Source organism: Pedobacter sp. KH_004 (assembly GCF_057840755.1).
In genome coordinates, this window is record NZ_CM174519.1 from 4446942 (window position 1) to 4462302 (window position 15361).

Consider the following 15361-nt stretch of genomic DNA (forward strand, 5'->3'; position numbering starts at 1 on the left):
AGTTGGCAAACAATTGGCGTAAAAGATATCAGAAAACAAAAACAGCCGGTGTATTTTATTACATCGGCTGTTTTAACCCAAAAAATTAACAATCAATGCAATGCCCTTAAACATTGCAAATGTTCTTATGTAGCCACATAGTAGCCAAATAAGATTCTAAAATTAAAAATTATTCTATAATTATCCAAATTGTAAGCCCTAGAATTTTAATACCTTATGCATTTTTTGTAGTATTACCGTATACAAAACTATTGTTTAAGCTATGCCAAAACTTCGTTTAACAACACAACGAGAATCAATTTTTAATAATGAGGTTATCTCAAAATTCGAACTCTTTAATAGTCTGTTTTTAACCCTTCCGTTTTATAAAATAAAGGATACCGGAACATTATTGCCCCTGTTTTTTAAGAGTTGCGAAGAAGGGATTGGAAGCGGCCAAAAACCAGCTCAAATTATCGAAGAATTTTTTGCGAAGTTTACAAGTTATATAGATAGGAAAGACATTATTGATTTACTATTCCGCTTCATTCAATACATAGAGCGCCAGGTTGTGCTTTTTGATGCTGTTGAAGACGCCTCATTTACGAAGTTAAACACTACAGATGAGCAAAGTACACTCGCTTTCATTTTAAAAAAGAATGCAGATAACAAGCCCATGTTGGCTAAAATTGAAAAACTTATCGATGAGTTATCACTACGTTTGGTTTTAACGGCTCACCCCACTCAGTTTTATCCTGGAAATGTTCTGGCAATTATTACTGATTTAACCAAGGCCATTCGCGATAACGATATTACGGCGATGAATTCTTTGCTGCAACAACTCGGCAAGACACCATTTTTTAATAAGAAATCGCCGACTCCGGTTGATGAAGCTTTAAATCTTGCCTGGTTTCTAGAGAATACTTTTTACTTCGCTGCTGCAAATATTCAGGAGGAAATCGATCAAAATTTAGATGAATATAATCTTGAAACAAAGAAGATTTTGGAGCTAGGTTTCTGGCCAGGGGGCGACAGAGATGGTAATCCAAACATCCATGCTGATACTACGCTGGAGGTTTCCAAGATGTTGCGACAAATCCTGTTCCGCTGTTATTATCGTGATTTTAGAGTAATTAAACGCCGCATTACCTTTAGGGGTGTTGAAGAAAATATTTCGAAATTACATGATGTGCTTTATCAGAATGCTTTTGATCAGAGCTGCGAACTGCATGATATTTCTGATGAGTTACGCGAAAACCTAAATAAAATTAAGGATACGCTCTTAAAAGAGCATGAAGGTTTATTTGTTGATTTAGTTAACGATTTAATCCGCAAAATTGATTTGTATGGCAATTATTTTGCTTCATTAGACATTCGCCAGGATAGCAGGGTGTTAAGAAGTGTTCATGCTTATTGTCGTCAAAATAAACCAATATCATCTTTATACCCTGAAGATTACGATCAATTATCAGAAGTCGAAAAACTGAAGTTAATTTCTTTTAAAGAAGCCAAGCCTGTTTATGCTAGTGAAGGAGATGCTTTGATTGAAGATACCATTCAAACCATCAAAGAAATTAAGGGCATCCAGAGGCGCAATGGCGAAAAGGCTTGCCATCGATTTATTATTAGTAATTGTCAGCAAGCCAGCGACATTTTACAATTGATTGAGCTTTTCCTTTGGAATGGCTGGAGCAAAGATAACTTGACCATTGATTTTGTACCGCTTTTTGAGACTGTAAATGATTTGAAAGGTGCTGCGGTTATTATGGATACGCTGTATAGCAACCCGTTTTACAAAGCGCATTTGGCTAGCCGTGGAAATAAGCAAGACATTATGCTGGGCTATTCAGACAGTACCAAAGATGGTGGTTATCTAATGGCAAATTGGTCAATTTTTAATGGTAAAACCTCACTTTCTGAGGTTTCCAAAAAACATAATATTCAGCTGGCATTCTTCGATGGTCGCGGCGGTCCGCCTTCTCGTGGTGGAGGTAAAACACACCGTTTTTACGCTTCAATGGGGAAAGAAATTGCCAATAAAAACATACAGTTAACCGTTCAAGGCCAAACCATCAGTTCGCAGTATGGTTCAATTGAAAGCGCGGAATTTAATATCGAGCAATTAATTAATGCGGGTATTTCTTCTGGATTAAAAGAGAAACACAACGTTTTGTTAGACTCTGAAAATAAAGCCTTACTTGATGAAATGGCCGATGATGGATACAAGGCATTCGTCGATCTACGCGAGCATCCTCTTTTTGTGAGTTATCTCGAAAAACTTTCTCCGTTGAAACTGCTTTCGCAAGCAAATATTAGCAGCCGACCAGTTAAAAGAAACGGTGGCGGGGAAATGAAACTGGAAGATTTAAGGGCAATTAGCTTTGTCACCGCATGGAGTATGCTGAAGCAAAATGTTCCTGGTTTTTACGGAATGGGAACGGCTATGAAAAACCAGGAGAAAGCTGGCAATTGGAGCAAAGTAGTTAAGGTTTACGAAGATTCTGATTATCTAAAGACCATTGTGGATAACTGCATGATGAGCATGAGCAAATCAGACTTTGTGATTACGGCTCATTTAGCTAATGATAAAACTTTTGGCGCTTTCTGGACTCAGCTACATGATGAATTCCAATTAACCAAAGAGATGCTTTTGAAATTATCAGGCCAAGAAACTTTAATGGCAAATTATCCAGTGGATAAAAAATCTATCGCTACCCGCGAAAAGATTATATTACCATTGGTTTTAATTCAACATTTCGCTTTGGAGAAACTGCAGCATGATCAAAATGAAAAGGATCAAACAGCTTTAGAAAAACTAGCGGTTAGAACGGTTTTTGGTATTGTAAATGCAGGTAGGAATTTGGCCTAAGAGATTGAGCCGCAGATTAACTTAACACATAAGACATTCAAGGAAATATAAGTTTTAGCTACCGAGGTCTGTGTCTTTCACAGACCTTTTTTTGCACTTGTCATTCTGAACGCAGTGAAGAATCCCCACCCTAGTTGCAGAAAAGGAACGTTCAGAAATCATCCAAAATATGGTATTTTTTAGGCACAAGATTCTTTGTGTAACTCAGATTGATAATATGAATGGTCGTCACACTGAATTCATTTCAGGGTCTTAATGACAGGGCGGCCTAGCAGAAAAGATGCTGAAATAAATTCAGTATGACTGCTATCAACAAAGAAGATCACAAAAAACCCCTTGCGTTTCGCAAAGGGCTTGATATTTTAAAGCGCCTGATAAAGAAAATTATCTATCAATCGAGCCCATTACTTTCTGACCGAAAGCGTTAAGTGCATCTTTTTCAGCCGCACCATCGTTTACCATCTGGTGCACCTCAAGCGCACCACAAATATTGGTAATCATTTCGCCAGCAACATCAACTTCATGCTCGCTAACCCCTCTAAACTCACAGAAAGCCTCTAAAACTTCCAAAGTCGTCTCCAATTGAGCAGGAGTGGTATTTTGAAATAATTGTCTTATAACCGGAATTTTCATTACTTAATCTTATTAAAAAGTTCAATTAAACCTTCCGCCTTGTTGGTTTGTACCTGATCTACCAAATTACCGCCTTCGAAAGCTGCAAACGTTGGTAAATTATCAACGTTTGCAAATTTGCGTGAGTTTGGAAGTTTTTCGGCATCAACAATTAAGAAAGCTACATCTTCATTTTCAGCAGCCAGCTTTTTAAACTTCGGTTTCATGATTCTGCAGTTTCCGCACCAAGATGCAGCATACTGAACCATAACTTTCGTGTTATCGGCCAAATACTGTTGAAGATTATCTTCTGTTAATTCTAAAAACATAACGTTTTATTTAATTAGTTAGCAGCTAAATATTCAGCAACGCCAGTTCTGTTTGCGTTCATTGCTTCTTTTCCTTCTTCCCAGTTTGCAGGACAAACTTCGCCGTGTTTTTGAACGTGCGCATAAGCATCAATTAAACGCAAATATTCTTTCACGTTTCTGCCAAGGGGCATATCGTTAACACTTTCGTGGAAAACTTTACCAGTTTCGTCGATTAAGTAAGTTGCTCTGAAAGACACATTTGAACCAGAGAATGATTCATTTCCTTCTTCATCGTAGTTAACTTCTTGATCTAAAATATCTAAAATTCCAGATAATTGTCTGTGTGTATCAGCTAAAATCGGGTATGTGACACCTTCAATACCACCGTTATCTTTCGGTGTATTTAACCATGCGAAGTGAACTTCGTTAGTATCGCACGATGCACCAATTACAATTGTATTTCTTTTTTCAAACTCAGGTAAAGCAGCTTGGAAAGCATGTAATTCTGTAGGGCAAACAAAAGTAAAATCTTTTGGATACCAGAATAATAACACTTTGCTATTCTTATTTACAGCCTCTTCAAATACATTGATTTTCAAGTCATCACCCATGTCTGACATTGCATCAATACTAACACTCGGAAATTTTTTACCTACTATTGCCATAATTTTTGTCTTTAATTTTATAGCGCAAAGGTACGGTGAAAACAAGTCCAAATCAACCCGGATCTAGTAATTGTTGATTGTATTTATTGATGACGATATAGTCAAAAACTATAATGATTAAAATATATATAATTTTTGAATATTTGGCTTTGATTTTGTCGTCATTGCGAGGTACGAAGCAATTTTAAAGCACTGCGTTAACCGCGATTGTAGTAGGATTGCTTGGTACCTCAGCATGAAAGCCTATTCGGGTTGCTGCTTATTAAAAGAATTTTCGCATCTATCAGGTTGGCTAATAGAAACCCGCAGGTCTTGAGATTAAATCAATGTAGGTTGCCAGGTTTACCACCCTCTTACCCCTCCTAAAAAAGGAGGGGAGTTGTTACTCTTAGGCAGATTTTCCTTAAAATTTTAGTTCAGTAGGTTAAACCTACCGCTAATAACTTAGGCAGCAATTTTTATCATGCAAAATCCAACTCCCCTCCTTATTTTTATAGATGGGGAATGGGGGTGGTTTATTTAATAGCTCTAACCCTATTCCTTCAATGTATCTTCATACAATTTGAATATCCTTTTATATTCATCCGTCCAGCTGCTTGGCTCTATGAAGCCATGGTCTTCAACTGGATAAACAGCCAGTTCCCAATTATTTTTTCCGAGTTCGATGAAGCGCTGTGTAATCCTAACAATATCCTGAAAATGAACATTCACATCAACCATTCCATGCGCCATTAATAAATTGCCTTTCAATTTATCAGCAAAATAAATTGGCGAGCTTTGTTTGTAGGCAATCGGGTCGTTAAAAGGTTCGTTTAAAATATTGGAAGTGTAACCATGATTGTAATGTGCCCAGTCGGTAACCGAACGCAAAGCAGCGCCGCTGGCAAAAACGTTCGGTTCATTAAACATCGCCATTAGCGTAATAAAGCCGCCGTAAGAACCACCATATAAACCCACATGTTTAGGATTAACACCATAATTTTCTACCAGAAACTTAACACCATCAACCTGGTCTGTTAAATCTTTTCCACCCATGTGGCGGTAAATACCTGTTCTGTGATCGCGACCGTAACCTGAACTTGCAGTGTAATCAATGTCGATTACCGTGTAGCCATTGTCGGCCAGCAAATTGTTGAACATAAACTCCCTGAAATAGGTACTCCAACCAAAGTGCACATTTTGTAAATAACCAGCTCCATGAACGAAAACCACTGCCGGGTGGTTTGGATGCGGATGATCAGATTTATAAACTCTTGCGTAAACCTCAGCACCGTAGCGGTTTTTAAACGAAACCATATCGGGTTCACGCCATTTATATGAGTTAAATTCTTTCGTGGTAGACTCCGTAACTTTTACTGCTTTTGCCCCAAGTTTGTTTGGTTGAATATATAGCTCGCCTGGTTTATTTAGATAAGAATAATTGATGGCAAGATACTTTTCATCGGGCGACAGTGTGATATCATTTAAACCTTTCATGGTTGTAATTTGAACCAGCTCACCACCGTTTACACCAATTCTAAAGAAATTTGTAATGCCTGGATGTTCCTTATTTGCTTTAAAATAAAAGCTTTGTTTGTCTTCTGCTAACTGAACCGATTGAACTTCCCATTTACCAGAAGTGAGTTGCTTTTTAGCGCCGGTTGAAATATCTGCAACATATAAGTGTGAATAACCGGTGGCCTCGCTTTGATAATAAAAATGGTTGTTATCTACCCAACCCGTGCTTCCTTGAAAAAAACCGCTAATGCCGGGGCCACCAATCCATGCCTCATCATGCTGACGATCTATTAAATTGAATTTGCCTGTCGAAGCATCTAAGTTTAAAATCCAGCGGTCCTTATTATCTGTAGAAGTTGCTACCATAACTGCAGCACTTCCATTCTCATTCCACAATGGGCCGAAAAAATTCACTACCCTATCATTATTTTTCTTCTTTAAAGAATCCAGTACTTTTGGATAATCCTTATAAAAATCAGGAATATCTTTAATCCCTGGAATGGTAGCGGTTTGAATGGCATATACTGAATCTCTTTGCGTATCGTAAATAAATCCTTGGGATACACTTTCATTTTCGCCAACTTTGGTTCTGCCGGGAATATCTTCCGTATAGCCAGATGCCGTTACATAATTTGGTATTACGGTATTGTGGTTATTTTGAGCCGGAGCCGTTAATTTGTAGGTTACAAAACGACCATTAGGGCTAATGACGACATTGTTTAAAAACCGATCATCAGTGTAAAGCGGTTTTAAAGCTTTTGTATCGCCAGATTGTCCGCTGAAGCGACTTCTGCCTCCACGACCTGTACCACCACGAGTTTCTGCATTTCTTTTTTTAATGATATCGAACAGCTCTGTTTGCTGAGCCTTAAGCCAACCATCTTGTTCGGTAGCAGGCTTGGAACTTATTTTTCCAGAAGCTTTACCCTTAACGAAATTGGTTATTTGCTTAGTCCCAGCTGTATTCAAATCAAGCTGAAATAAATTCTCACCTAATTGGTAAACGACATCTCCGTTGCTTAAAAAAACAGGGCTGCTTTCCCTCTCCAGTGTATTTGTTAACCGATTTTCTTTCTTTGTTTTAAAATTTTGAAGATAAATATCACCGCTCTTTTCTACCAACCCCAACGATTTATCTTTGTTGTAAACATAATTTACGTTGAGTAATTTTTCATCTTCCTGATTAACGGCTTTAATTGGGTTTGAATTCGAAGTTGATATTTTATATAATGCCTCTTTTGCATTGCTTTCAGGATTCCAGTTAAAGTATAAAGTTTTGCTATCTGCCGTCCAGCGGAAATTTGTAGGCGAACTTCCCATCCATTTTGGGTCTCGCATAATTTTTTCTACCGTTAATGGACCTATTTGTTGTGCGAAAGTGTACTCACTTGAGCAGATCAATAAGAAAAGTATATATTTTTTCATGAATTTTTGTTTGGATGCTGCAATTTAGACAATGCCCGAGCTAATGTGCCAAGGAAATGGAAATGTTACAACGCTTCACCGTATTAATTGAGTGTTGATTGCAAAGACTTTTAACCCACTTGTTTTTCCTTAGCGTCCATTAAATCCCTCTCTGAAAAGTGACGGGATAGTATTGTTCTATATTTCATTACTTCCGCTGATAGGGGAGCAAAAAACTGGCTTAATTTTTTGAAATAATTTTGTTTAATAATCTGCGAATCTGCGGCCAGCTTTTATCGCATTACCCGCCCAGTTCTATCCACGTTCACATCATCAAAAGGCTTTAAAAATTCGTTGATGATCACTGAAAATTCTCGTCGTGTTAAAACCTTTTTCAAATCGTATTTGGAAGAAAATTTATAAGTCTTGTTCCACTTCTTCTCAATTTCATTTCTGGCTGCAACAACGGCTTTATTCCCAACATAACAGACCATCGAAATGGTGTTATCTAGATTGATTGGAATGTTTTGATGATCATCAAACCAGATTTGAGCTTTGTAGTAGTAATTTTTTAGAGGTTGCTTTATTTCATTGTAGTTAACTGCCTTTTCGGGTTGAAAATAAACCTTCCCATTTTCTATATCCGCTTTTAAAATTCCGGTAATGCCCACTTTTTGAATCGCCAGCCAATTTGAATCAACGATTTTAACATCCTCAAAAGGCATTAACGACAATTTGTAAGCTAATAATTTCCCTTGAATGCTTTTTAAGTTTGATAAGCTAGTTTTGGTTTTATAAAATGCTGCATACGCTGCGGCGGCACCAGCCGCCTGTCCGATTTCAAAATTATCAGTTTTGATGTATAAAATATTTTCCTGGTTTGGAATCAGCAAATTATAAAGCGAAAGATAATTAGATGTTCCATTTATGCCAGCAATTGTTGTACGATATAAGTTTTCAGCATAATTAATAGTATTTGCTTCTGCTGGTTTTAAAGTTTCTATTTTTAAAGCTGGAAGTATCTTTTCAATCTGATCAGTTACAACCAATACCTTTGCTTTAATACTTTTTTCTTTGGTCAATTTAGCTTCCCAACCACTTCCAGAACGTTTAATATGATAGTATGGCGTATTGTTGATAACATCAAGAAGTTTAGCGCTATCAGCCCAATTTTTAATTACTGCGTTTACAATTTGATTGGTCATTTCGGGTAATGAAACACTATCGGCAAGTTTTAAAGACTTTCTGGCTCTCTTTTCGAAAGCCCTCACCACGCCATTTTGAGGTAAACTTTTAAGACCACTTAGTTTGAAACCATCACGCTGTGTTAAAACAATTGCATTTACACCCGATTCGGCAGCTTGAACGCCTGCGGCAAAAGCAGCATTTGAATTACCTAAAACAAGCACGTCTGTTTTAATGGTTTGAGCATGAATCATCAAGGGAACTAAAAATGCGAAGGCAAAAAACAACTTCTTCATTGGTGGTGTCTAAAATTAATTGCAATATGCTTTAAATGAATGAATTTTTAATGAAATGAATTGATTTTTCTTACCTTCCTAAATGGTAAATTTCTAAACATTTTTACAAAAATTCATTGAAAAAGGCATAATTTGCTTTTATGGATTTAGAACAACTTAAATACCCAATCGGGCAGTTTAATATGCCTGAAATTTTTGACGATAGGCAGGCTAAAATCTGGATAGCTGAGATCGAGGCTTTGCCAGAAAAAATCAAAAATGCAACTGAAAATCTAAGCAAAAAGCAACTAAACCAAGCTTATCGCCCCGAAGGGTGGACATTAAGGCAAGTTGTTCATCACCTTCCGGATAGCCACATGAATGCCTACATTCGTTTCAAACAAACTATCACAGAGGATATGCCAATCATCAGGCCTTATTATGAAGAACGTTGGGCAGAGTGTGAAGAAGCAAAAAATGGCGATATTGAGATGTCCATTATTCTTTTGGAAGGTTTGCATCAGCGCTGGGTAGCTTTTTTAAAAACGCTAAAGTTGGAAGATTATCAACGAAAATTCATTCACCCAGAATATGGAAAAGAATTTACCTTGGCCAATATGTTGGGTAATTATGCGTGGCATGGAAAACATCATTTAGCACATATTACAAATACCATATTTAAAGACTTAACCTCGTAACCCTCTTCGATAAATGTCCATCAGCATTAGCATCCCATATCGCAATGCATGCGTGTAATAATAGAACTGTATAGAATTTAAAGCAGCATTTTAATTTGCCTTCTGAAGGTGGTGAAGAATTTTTCAATCTTCCTAAGATGCTTTCAATATCAACATGACAGCAGTTTATCCCACTAAAACAGAGGTCATGGTTAATGAACCACCAACTGCTTTATCGTTAAAGAAAGAAACCTCTTCTTTATCATTTTTCAATCCTAAATTATAAATCAAGGGCAAATAATGCTCTGGCGTAGGAATGGCCAACATGGCCTCGGTGCCTAAGTTTCTGTAATTGATGAGCGGTTGGTGATCGCCATTTGCAATAAGATTTTTGAATTTGTCATTCATCTCATTTGCCCAATCGTACCCGCCGCCGTTAATCATTTCCCAGCTTAACATGCGGAGATTATGCACCATGTTTCCGCTGCCAATAACCAAGACACCCTTCTTGCGCAGTGCATACATTTCTTTGGCGATTTCATAATGTTGCTCTGGAGATTTTGTATAATCGATACTCAATTGAAGAACTGGAATGTTGGCTTCGGGATACATGTGTTTTACAACGGTCCAGGTGCCATGATCCAAACCCCAATCGTGGTCTAAACCAATAATTGTAGAATGAACTAATGTTGGAATTTCAGTGGCCAGTTTAGCATCGCCCGGTGCAGGATATTGAACATCGAAAAGTGCTTGCGGAAATCCCCCAAAATCATGAATGGTTGAAGGAAAATCCATCGCGGTAACAAAAGTACCATGGGTATACCAATGTGCAGAAACCACCACGACCGCTTTTGGTACCGGAATATTTTTTGCAAGGTCTGCCCAGCTTTGGCTAAACTCATTGTTTTCAATGCCGTTCATCGGCGAGCCATGTCCAATAAAAATCGTTGGCATTAAATCGGTTTGTGGCAAACGTTGGGTAAAGCTTCTAAATTGTGATAATGTTGACATGATGTTAAAATTATCTTTAAAGTTACTTTATTCCATCTTCCGACAGCTTGATGTATGTTAGGAAAAAGGGTTAGCTAACTATTTTCATTTTTATCCGTTAAGTTAAATTGTAGACAATCAAAAGCGAGGCGCTTGATAAGCGACTGTGGTTTATGGCGGCCGAACGGTCTAAGCGAGAGATAAAAATTCCTATTTAAAAAGTAAAAGCCGGGCCTTTTGAGCTCGGCTTTTACTTTGATTTTTTAAGGGTTGCACATCATGTTTACAATGTGCAGTTTCACTAATTTGATTTTATCGTTTCAGAAACATCGCCACACTCAAACATCATGCTTCCATAATACGGGTTTTCGATGCTTTCTTTTTCATTCAACCAGCTTGCTTTCGCCATTGGGCAGTGCTGAACGTAAACCGTAGCATTGTTAAATTGAATGTTCCGTACGGTTTTAATCATCGCTGAAGAAATTCCTTCAAAAGATTTTCGTTGTGCTTTGATATCTTTTCCTGCAGCTAATTCAGTTGCTTTTGCCTTAATTATTTTTGCCTGTTCCATCCACAGTGTGTGTTGTGTGGCTGGCAAATCTTTGTGGGGGATAGCCTCTACTTTTGCTGATAATGCTTTCACTTTTTCGGCTGCTACATCTTTCTTATCGGTTGCTAGCGCATTCTTCACATCGTAATAAGCCGTTAACACTTGGTTAAAAGCAGCATCAGTTTTACTTTGTGCGAAAGTTAATTTCGTTGTTGCAATGGCAATAATAGCCATCATGATCATTGTTTTTTTCATCTTGAGTATATTGTTTTATTTGCGCTGAAGCTTGTATAATCAACATATTAATTTTAGTTGCTTACTTGACGTTCAACTTTAATTTATTTTAAAGCATTAAAAAAGTTAAATTCTGCTCTCAGCAGATACATGTTTTTTGTATATCTATTGGCCATATTTCCTGTCGCCTGAAAGCGGTAGCCCAAGTCGATCCTGGTTGTGCTATTCAAAATAACCTGAAAGGCAGGGGCCAAATCCAAATACGATTCGCCTGAGTTTGGATCTGTCTTTCCCAATATTTCAAAATACAAATTAAAATTAGGTTGCTTGTAGTCTTTGTACACGAAAGGCAAAACCAGATATCCGGAAGATAAACTATAAGAAAGCATCTGGTCAGGTTGTGGCGTATTCAGTCTTAGCACCTTATCGTTTTTTTCAAAAGCGTTTGAATAACCTAATGTTGCTGAAATTGCCAGTTTATGCAACAGTTGCGTAAATATTAACCCCGCTTGCCATCCACTATTATCCCCTTCTAAATTAATATCCCTGCTAAATCCCGGCCTTTTGCTTGTACTTATTCTACCAAACGCAGCAGCCCTGAAATGACTTTGGCTTTCGTCAATTGATAAAAAACGATATTTGGCATATAAACTTCCACCCTCCACACGAAAACGGCCGTCGAAATCTGACAGAAAACCTTGTGCATGCATCATCAGGTTTTTGTTGAAACCAAACATGACTTCTGGAATAGTTCTGCTCACAAAACCAGGATTGTTAAACATGCCCTCATTGGTAATACGAACACCAATTGATTTGGTGGGCATATTGCTTGCTGGCTCCGTGAAAACGTACAACTCCTGACTAAAAGCCACACCAGCGGCGCCAATCAAAATCAGCGCCGTTAAAAAAATCCTTCTCATCTTAAGAAAGAACCAAGTGATAAACACGCATTTTTTTACCATTTACAACAGCAGTTCCGTTTGCATACGCATCAGAATTTACGGTAGCCGACTGTTTTTTAAATGCAGAACCTGAAATGAAATTCTTATCAATAACCGAGGCTTTTACCGTTCCGTTTAAAGTTTTGTTTTTGGCGTTTACAAAACGATAAACATTACCATCAACAATTGCCTGACCTTTATCATCTATTTTCACCTGATTAAAAGTGAAATCCGCGGTTAAACCACCAACCGAAAAGCCCGCATCCTGTACTTTTTTGCGCACCATATCTAAGTTGATATCAGCGCCTTTCTTGAAATTTAAAACGAAGATGTTTTTGTTTAAATCTGGTTTAACAGAGTTGATGAAACCCAAAGATTCTAAAGATTTTTGAGTGGCGTTGGAACACATTGAACAGGTTAAACCAGTTACCTGTAAATCGGCTGTTGATATTTGTTGTGCCGAAACCTGTGCGGCGAAGATTAGCATAATAATGCTGAATAATTTTATTGTTTTCATGATTTTTGGAATTAGAATGTTTAATTACTCGTCATTTCGACTGAGTGATCCACGACGGAGAAATCTAATTCATATAGATCTCTCTCAGTCCGTTACACTTCTTTCGAGGTAACAGACATGAAGAATAATCCTAATTCCTGAAAATGCAATTGAAAACATGCAAAGCAACCCCTAAAGAAATCGGAGGTGCTTTATTGCTGATTTTGCTAAAATATGCGGGAGTGATATTTGAAAGAAATTCTAAAACCGGCGGATGTAGAAACAGTTGAATAGAAAATAACTTTGGCATTTGTGTTTGTGCCTCAGTTTGGTGACTATCCTTAACTTTAACGGTTACCTGCGTGTTTTTGCAACAGCCATCATCCTTAATTTTTTCAGCAGGAATATCTGCACAAAACTTACAAGAAATTTCATTGCTAAACAGCTTAACATTCTCGAGTTTGCCGCCGCAAAAATGCAAACTTAAAGCCAAACCCATAACACTAACCGCATAGAATACGGCCAAAGAAAGTGCTATTTTTTGTTTTAACTTCATTTGTACAAAGATATGGCAAAAAAAATTGAATAATGCCACTCATTATTTATTGAAATTCATTTTTTAGTTTAATTTAGCCTCAAACACAAATAAATGAAGAAATTATTATTATTCGTTTGCGCTTTTTCGATGTTTTCGGCCTTTGCTGCCAAGCCTAAAAATCAATATATCAGAATAAAAACGGAGTTTGGAGAATGCATTGTAAAACTTTATAATGAAACCCCTTTACATCGGGAAAACTTTCTGAAACTTGCAAAAGATGGTTATTACAACGGAACGTTATTTCACAGAGTGATAAAGGATTTCATGATTCAGGGTGGTGACCCGGATTCGAGAAATGCTAAACCGGACTCTTTGCTTGGAGAAGGCGGCCCGAAATATACCATTCCAGCCGAATTCAGAGACAGTTTATTTCATAAGAAAGGCGTTCTGGCTGCGGCAAGAGAAGGCGATATGGTTAACCCTAAAAAAGAATCTAGCGGAAGTCAGTTTTATTTAGTGCAAGGCAAGGTTTTTACTGATGAGCAGTTGAATTCTCTCGAAGAAAAACGATTGAAGTTTAAAATACCAGAATATCAGCGGCAGGTTTATAAAAGCATCGGCGGTACACCGCATTTAGATAGAAATTATACCGTTTATGGCGAAATTGTGGTCGGCTTAGATATGGTTGATAAAATCGCTATGCTACAAACTGATAAAAATAATCGCCCTAAACAAGATGTTAAAATGGATATTAGCATTTTGAAAAAGAGGGAAGCGAAGAAATTGGAAAAACAGCTGTTGCAGGATTCTTTGAAAGATAGAATGATAACAAAACATTGATGAAAATCATCTCCTATAACGTTAACGGAATTCGAGCGGCAAGCACCAAAAACTTTTTCGGCTGGTTGCAGGCTACTAATGCTGATATGGTTTGCCTGCAGGAAGTGAAAGCATTGCCTGTACAAATTCCAGAAATTATAGCTTTAATTGAGCAACTCGGTTACCATCACTATTGGTATCCAGCTGAAAAAAAAGGATATAGTGGTGTCGCGATTCTAACTAAAATAAAGCCCAATCATGTTGAATACGGATGTGGAGAAGAATGGATTGATAAAGAAGGTCGAGTTATAAGAGCTGATTTTGATGATTTTTCCCTCATGAGTTTGTACATGCCGTCAGGTTCGAGCGGCGACGAACGGCAAGTAAAAAAATACGAGTTCATGCACTTTTTTGATGGATACATTGGCGAATTGCGGAACGAAATACCTAATTTAATTGTAAGTGGGGATTATAACATTTGCCATACTTCCATTGATATTCATAATCCAAAATCGAATGCCAATTCATCAGGATTTTTGCCCGAAGAACGTGAATGGATGCAGTTATTTCTCGAAAATGGTTTCATAGATACTTTCCGTCATTTTAATAAAGATCCACACCATTACACCTGGTGGAGCTATCGTGCGGGTTCGAGAGGGAAGAACCTGGGTTGGCGCATCGATTATCACCTGGCCACAAAGTCTCTCGAAAGTAGGCTGAAAAATGTGAGGATTTTGCCTGATGCCATCCACTCTGATCACTGCCCTGTTTTATTGGAATTGGAATAAATCTGTCGGTAACAAGTCAGGATTTTAATTCGCTTAACTCATCACAGCTTGAAGAACAGGTAACCAACTCCTTAAATATCTAGCGGAATCGCTTTTAGAGGGAGAAGATGTTTTTATACTCGGTCAATTTGAAATTTAAGGAACCATGTTTGTCAATTTTCGAGAAATTTGTTTCCGCGAAAATCAGCGTAATATGCAGAAGCCTAAAAGGCAATAAACCATCTGCCTACTATAAATCTATCTTGAGTGGAAATCATTCCCCGCAGATTCGGGGGTTTAAGCAGACTTTATGCTGGTAAGAATAGCTAAGTAAAAGGTTAATCGACCGAAGTGGACAAATGATTGACCAAGATTTAAATAGAAAAATTCCTATAAATGCTCTTCCTCGTATTTCTCGCCAGCTTTCAACATCAGCTCAATTTGCTTTAAATCCTCAGCGGTAAGCTCTTCTTTTTCCTGCAATTCAAATACCGCAATCATGTTCTCTTCATACTGTTTTTCGGTTTTGATAACGATTTCCTGTGCCATGAT

General features: G+C 37.6%; 15 protein-coding genes. 4 read left to right on the top strand and 11 right to left on the bottom strand.

Annotated elements, in window-relative coordinates; all coding sequences use genetic code 11:
- Positions 1–262 precede the first annotated feature (262 nt).
- A complete protein-coding gene (locus AC3ITD_RS19160) occupies positions 263–2848 on the top strand; it encodes a phosphoenolpyruvate carboxylase (RefSeq protein WP_489362177.1) in 2586 nt (861 codons plus the stop codon).
- A 384-nt stretch (positions 2849–3232) separates the two neighbouring features.
- Here the strand turns inward: AC3ITD_RS19160 and AC3ITD_RS19165 are convergent, their stop codons facing one another.
- The 5 genes from AC3ITD_RS19165 to AC3ITD_RS19185 all read right to left on the bottom strand — a co-directional run bounded on the left by AC3ITD_RS19165 (position 3233) and on the right by AC3ITD_RS19185 (position 8818).
- A complete protein-coding gene (locus AC3ITD_RS19165) occupies positions 3233–3481 on the bottom strand; it encodes a DUF6952 family protein (RefSeq protein ID WP_265797217.1) in 249 nt (82 codons plus the stop codon).
- Entirely contained in the window at positions 3481–3789 is a 309-nt protein-coding gene (locus AC3ITD_RS19170) for a thioredoxin family protein (protein WP_489362180.1), read from the bottom strand. The genes AC3ITD_RS19165 and AC3ITD_RS19170 overlap by 1 nt, the downstream gene beginning before the upstream one ends.
- A 14-nt stretch (positions 3790–3803) precedes the next feature.
- Complete coding sequence (locus AC3ITD_RS19175; protein ID WP_025141704.1) at positions 3804–4436, bottom strand: peroxiredoxin; 633 nt, start codon at positions 4434–4436, stop codon at positions 3804–3806.
- A gap of 534 nt (positions 4437–4970) precedes the next feature.
- Positions 4971–7358 (bottom strand): S9 family peptidase, encoded by a 2388-nt coding sequence (locus AC3ITD_RS19180; RefSeq protein ID WP_489362183.1) that lies wholly within the window; start codon positions 7356–7358, stop codon positions 4971–4973.
- Between the two features lie 272 nt (positions 7359–7630).
- Positions 7631–8818 carry a hypothetical protein gene (locus AC3ITD_RS19185; protein WP_489362185.1) on the bottom strand — a complete coding sequence of 396 codons (1188 nt, stop codon included), beginning with the start codon at positions 8816–8818 and terminating at the stop codon, positions 7631–7633.
- Positions 8819–8958: 140 nt separating this feature from the next.
- Between AC3ITD_RS19185 and AC3ITD_RS19190 the strand changes: the two genes are divergently transcribed.
- On the top strand, positions 8959–9495 hold the full coding sequence (locus tag AC3ITD_RS19190) for a YfiT family bacillithiol transferase (RefSeq protein WP_489362187.1): 537 nt from the start codon (positions 8959–8961) through the stop codon (positions 9493–9495).
- Between the two features lie 165 nt (positions 9496–9660).
- On the opposite strand, the gene ygiD is transcribed toward AC3ITD_RS19190, so the two are convergent.
- From ygiD to AC3ITD_RS19215, 5 genes are all read right to left on the bottom strand, one after another.
- Positions 9661–10485: a 4,5-DOPA-extradiol-dioxygenase gene (ygiD, locus tag AC3ITD_RS19195; protein ID WP_489362189.1), complete on the bottom strand. Its 825-nt coding sequence runs from the start codon at positions 10483–10485 to the stop codon at positions 9661–9663.
- Positions 10486–10765: 280 nt separating this feature from the next.
- Positions 10766–11269: a DUF3347 domain-containing protein gene (locus AC3ITD_RS19200; RefSeq protein WP_489362191.1), complete on the bottom strand. Its 504-nt coding sequence runs from the start codon at positions 11267–11269 to the stop codon at positions 10766–10768.
- Positions 11270–11352: 83 nt separating this feature from the next.
- The gene (locus tag AC3ITD_RS19205; protein ID WP_489362193.1) at positions 11353–12168 is read right to left on the bottom strand and encodes a hypothetical protein; all 816 of its coding nucleotides are present in this window, start codon (positions 12166–12168) and stop codon (positions 11353–11355) included.
- Between the two features lies 1 nt (position 12169).
- Positions 12170–12706 (bottom strand): heavy-metal-associated domain-containing protein, encoded by a 537-nt coding sequence (locus AC3ITD_RS19210; RefSeq protein WP_489362195.1) that lies wholly within the window; start codon positions 12704–12706, stop codon positions 12170–12172.
- A 130-nt stretch (positions 12707–12836) separates the two neighbouring features.
- Positions 12837–13241 carry an HYC_CC_PP family protein gene (locus AC3ITD_RS19215; RefSeq protein WP_489362197.1) on the bottom strand — a complete coding sequence of 135 codons (405 nt, stop codon included), beginning with the start codon at positions 13239–13241 and terminating at the stop codon, positions 12837–12839.
- Between the two features lie 93 nt (positions 13242–13334).
- Here AC3ITD_RS19215 and AC3ITD_RS19220 point away from each other — a divergent pair, with 93 nt between their 5' ends.
- Both AC3ITD_RS19220 and AC3ITD_RS19225 read left to right on the top strand, forming a co-directional pair.
- Positions 13335–14063, top strand: a complete 729-nt coding sequence (locus AC3ITD_RS19220) for a peptidylprolyl isomerase (protein WP_489362199.1) — start codon at positions 13335–13337, stop codon at positions 14061–14063.
- On the top strand, positions 14063–14830 hold the full coding sequence (locus AC3ITD_RS19225) for an exodeoxyribonuclease III (RefSeq protein ID WP_265797227.1): 768 nt from the start codon (positions 14063–14065) through the stop codon (positions 14828–14830). The genes AC3ITD_RS19220 and AC3ITD_RS19225 overlap by 1 nt, the downstream gene beginning before the upstream one ends.
- Positions 14831–15199: 369 nt before the next feature.
- On the opposite strand, the gene AC3ITD_RS19230 is transcribed toward AC3ITD_RS19225, so the two are convergent.
- Positions 15200–15358 (bottom strand): hypothetical protein, encoded by a 159-nt coding sequence (locus AC3ITD_RS19230; protein ID WP_265797228.1) that lies wholly within the window; start codon positions 15356–15358, stop codon positions 15200–15202.
- Positions 15359–15361 lie beyond the last annotated feature (3 nt).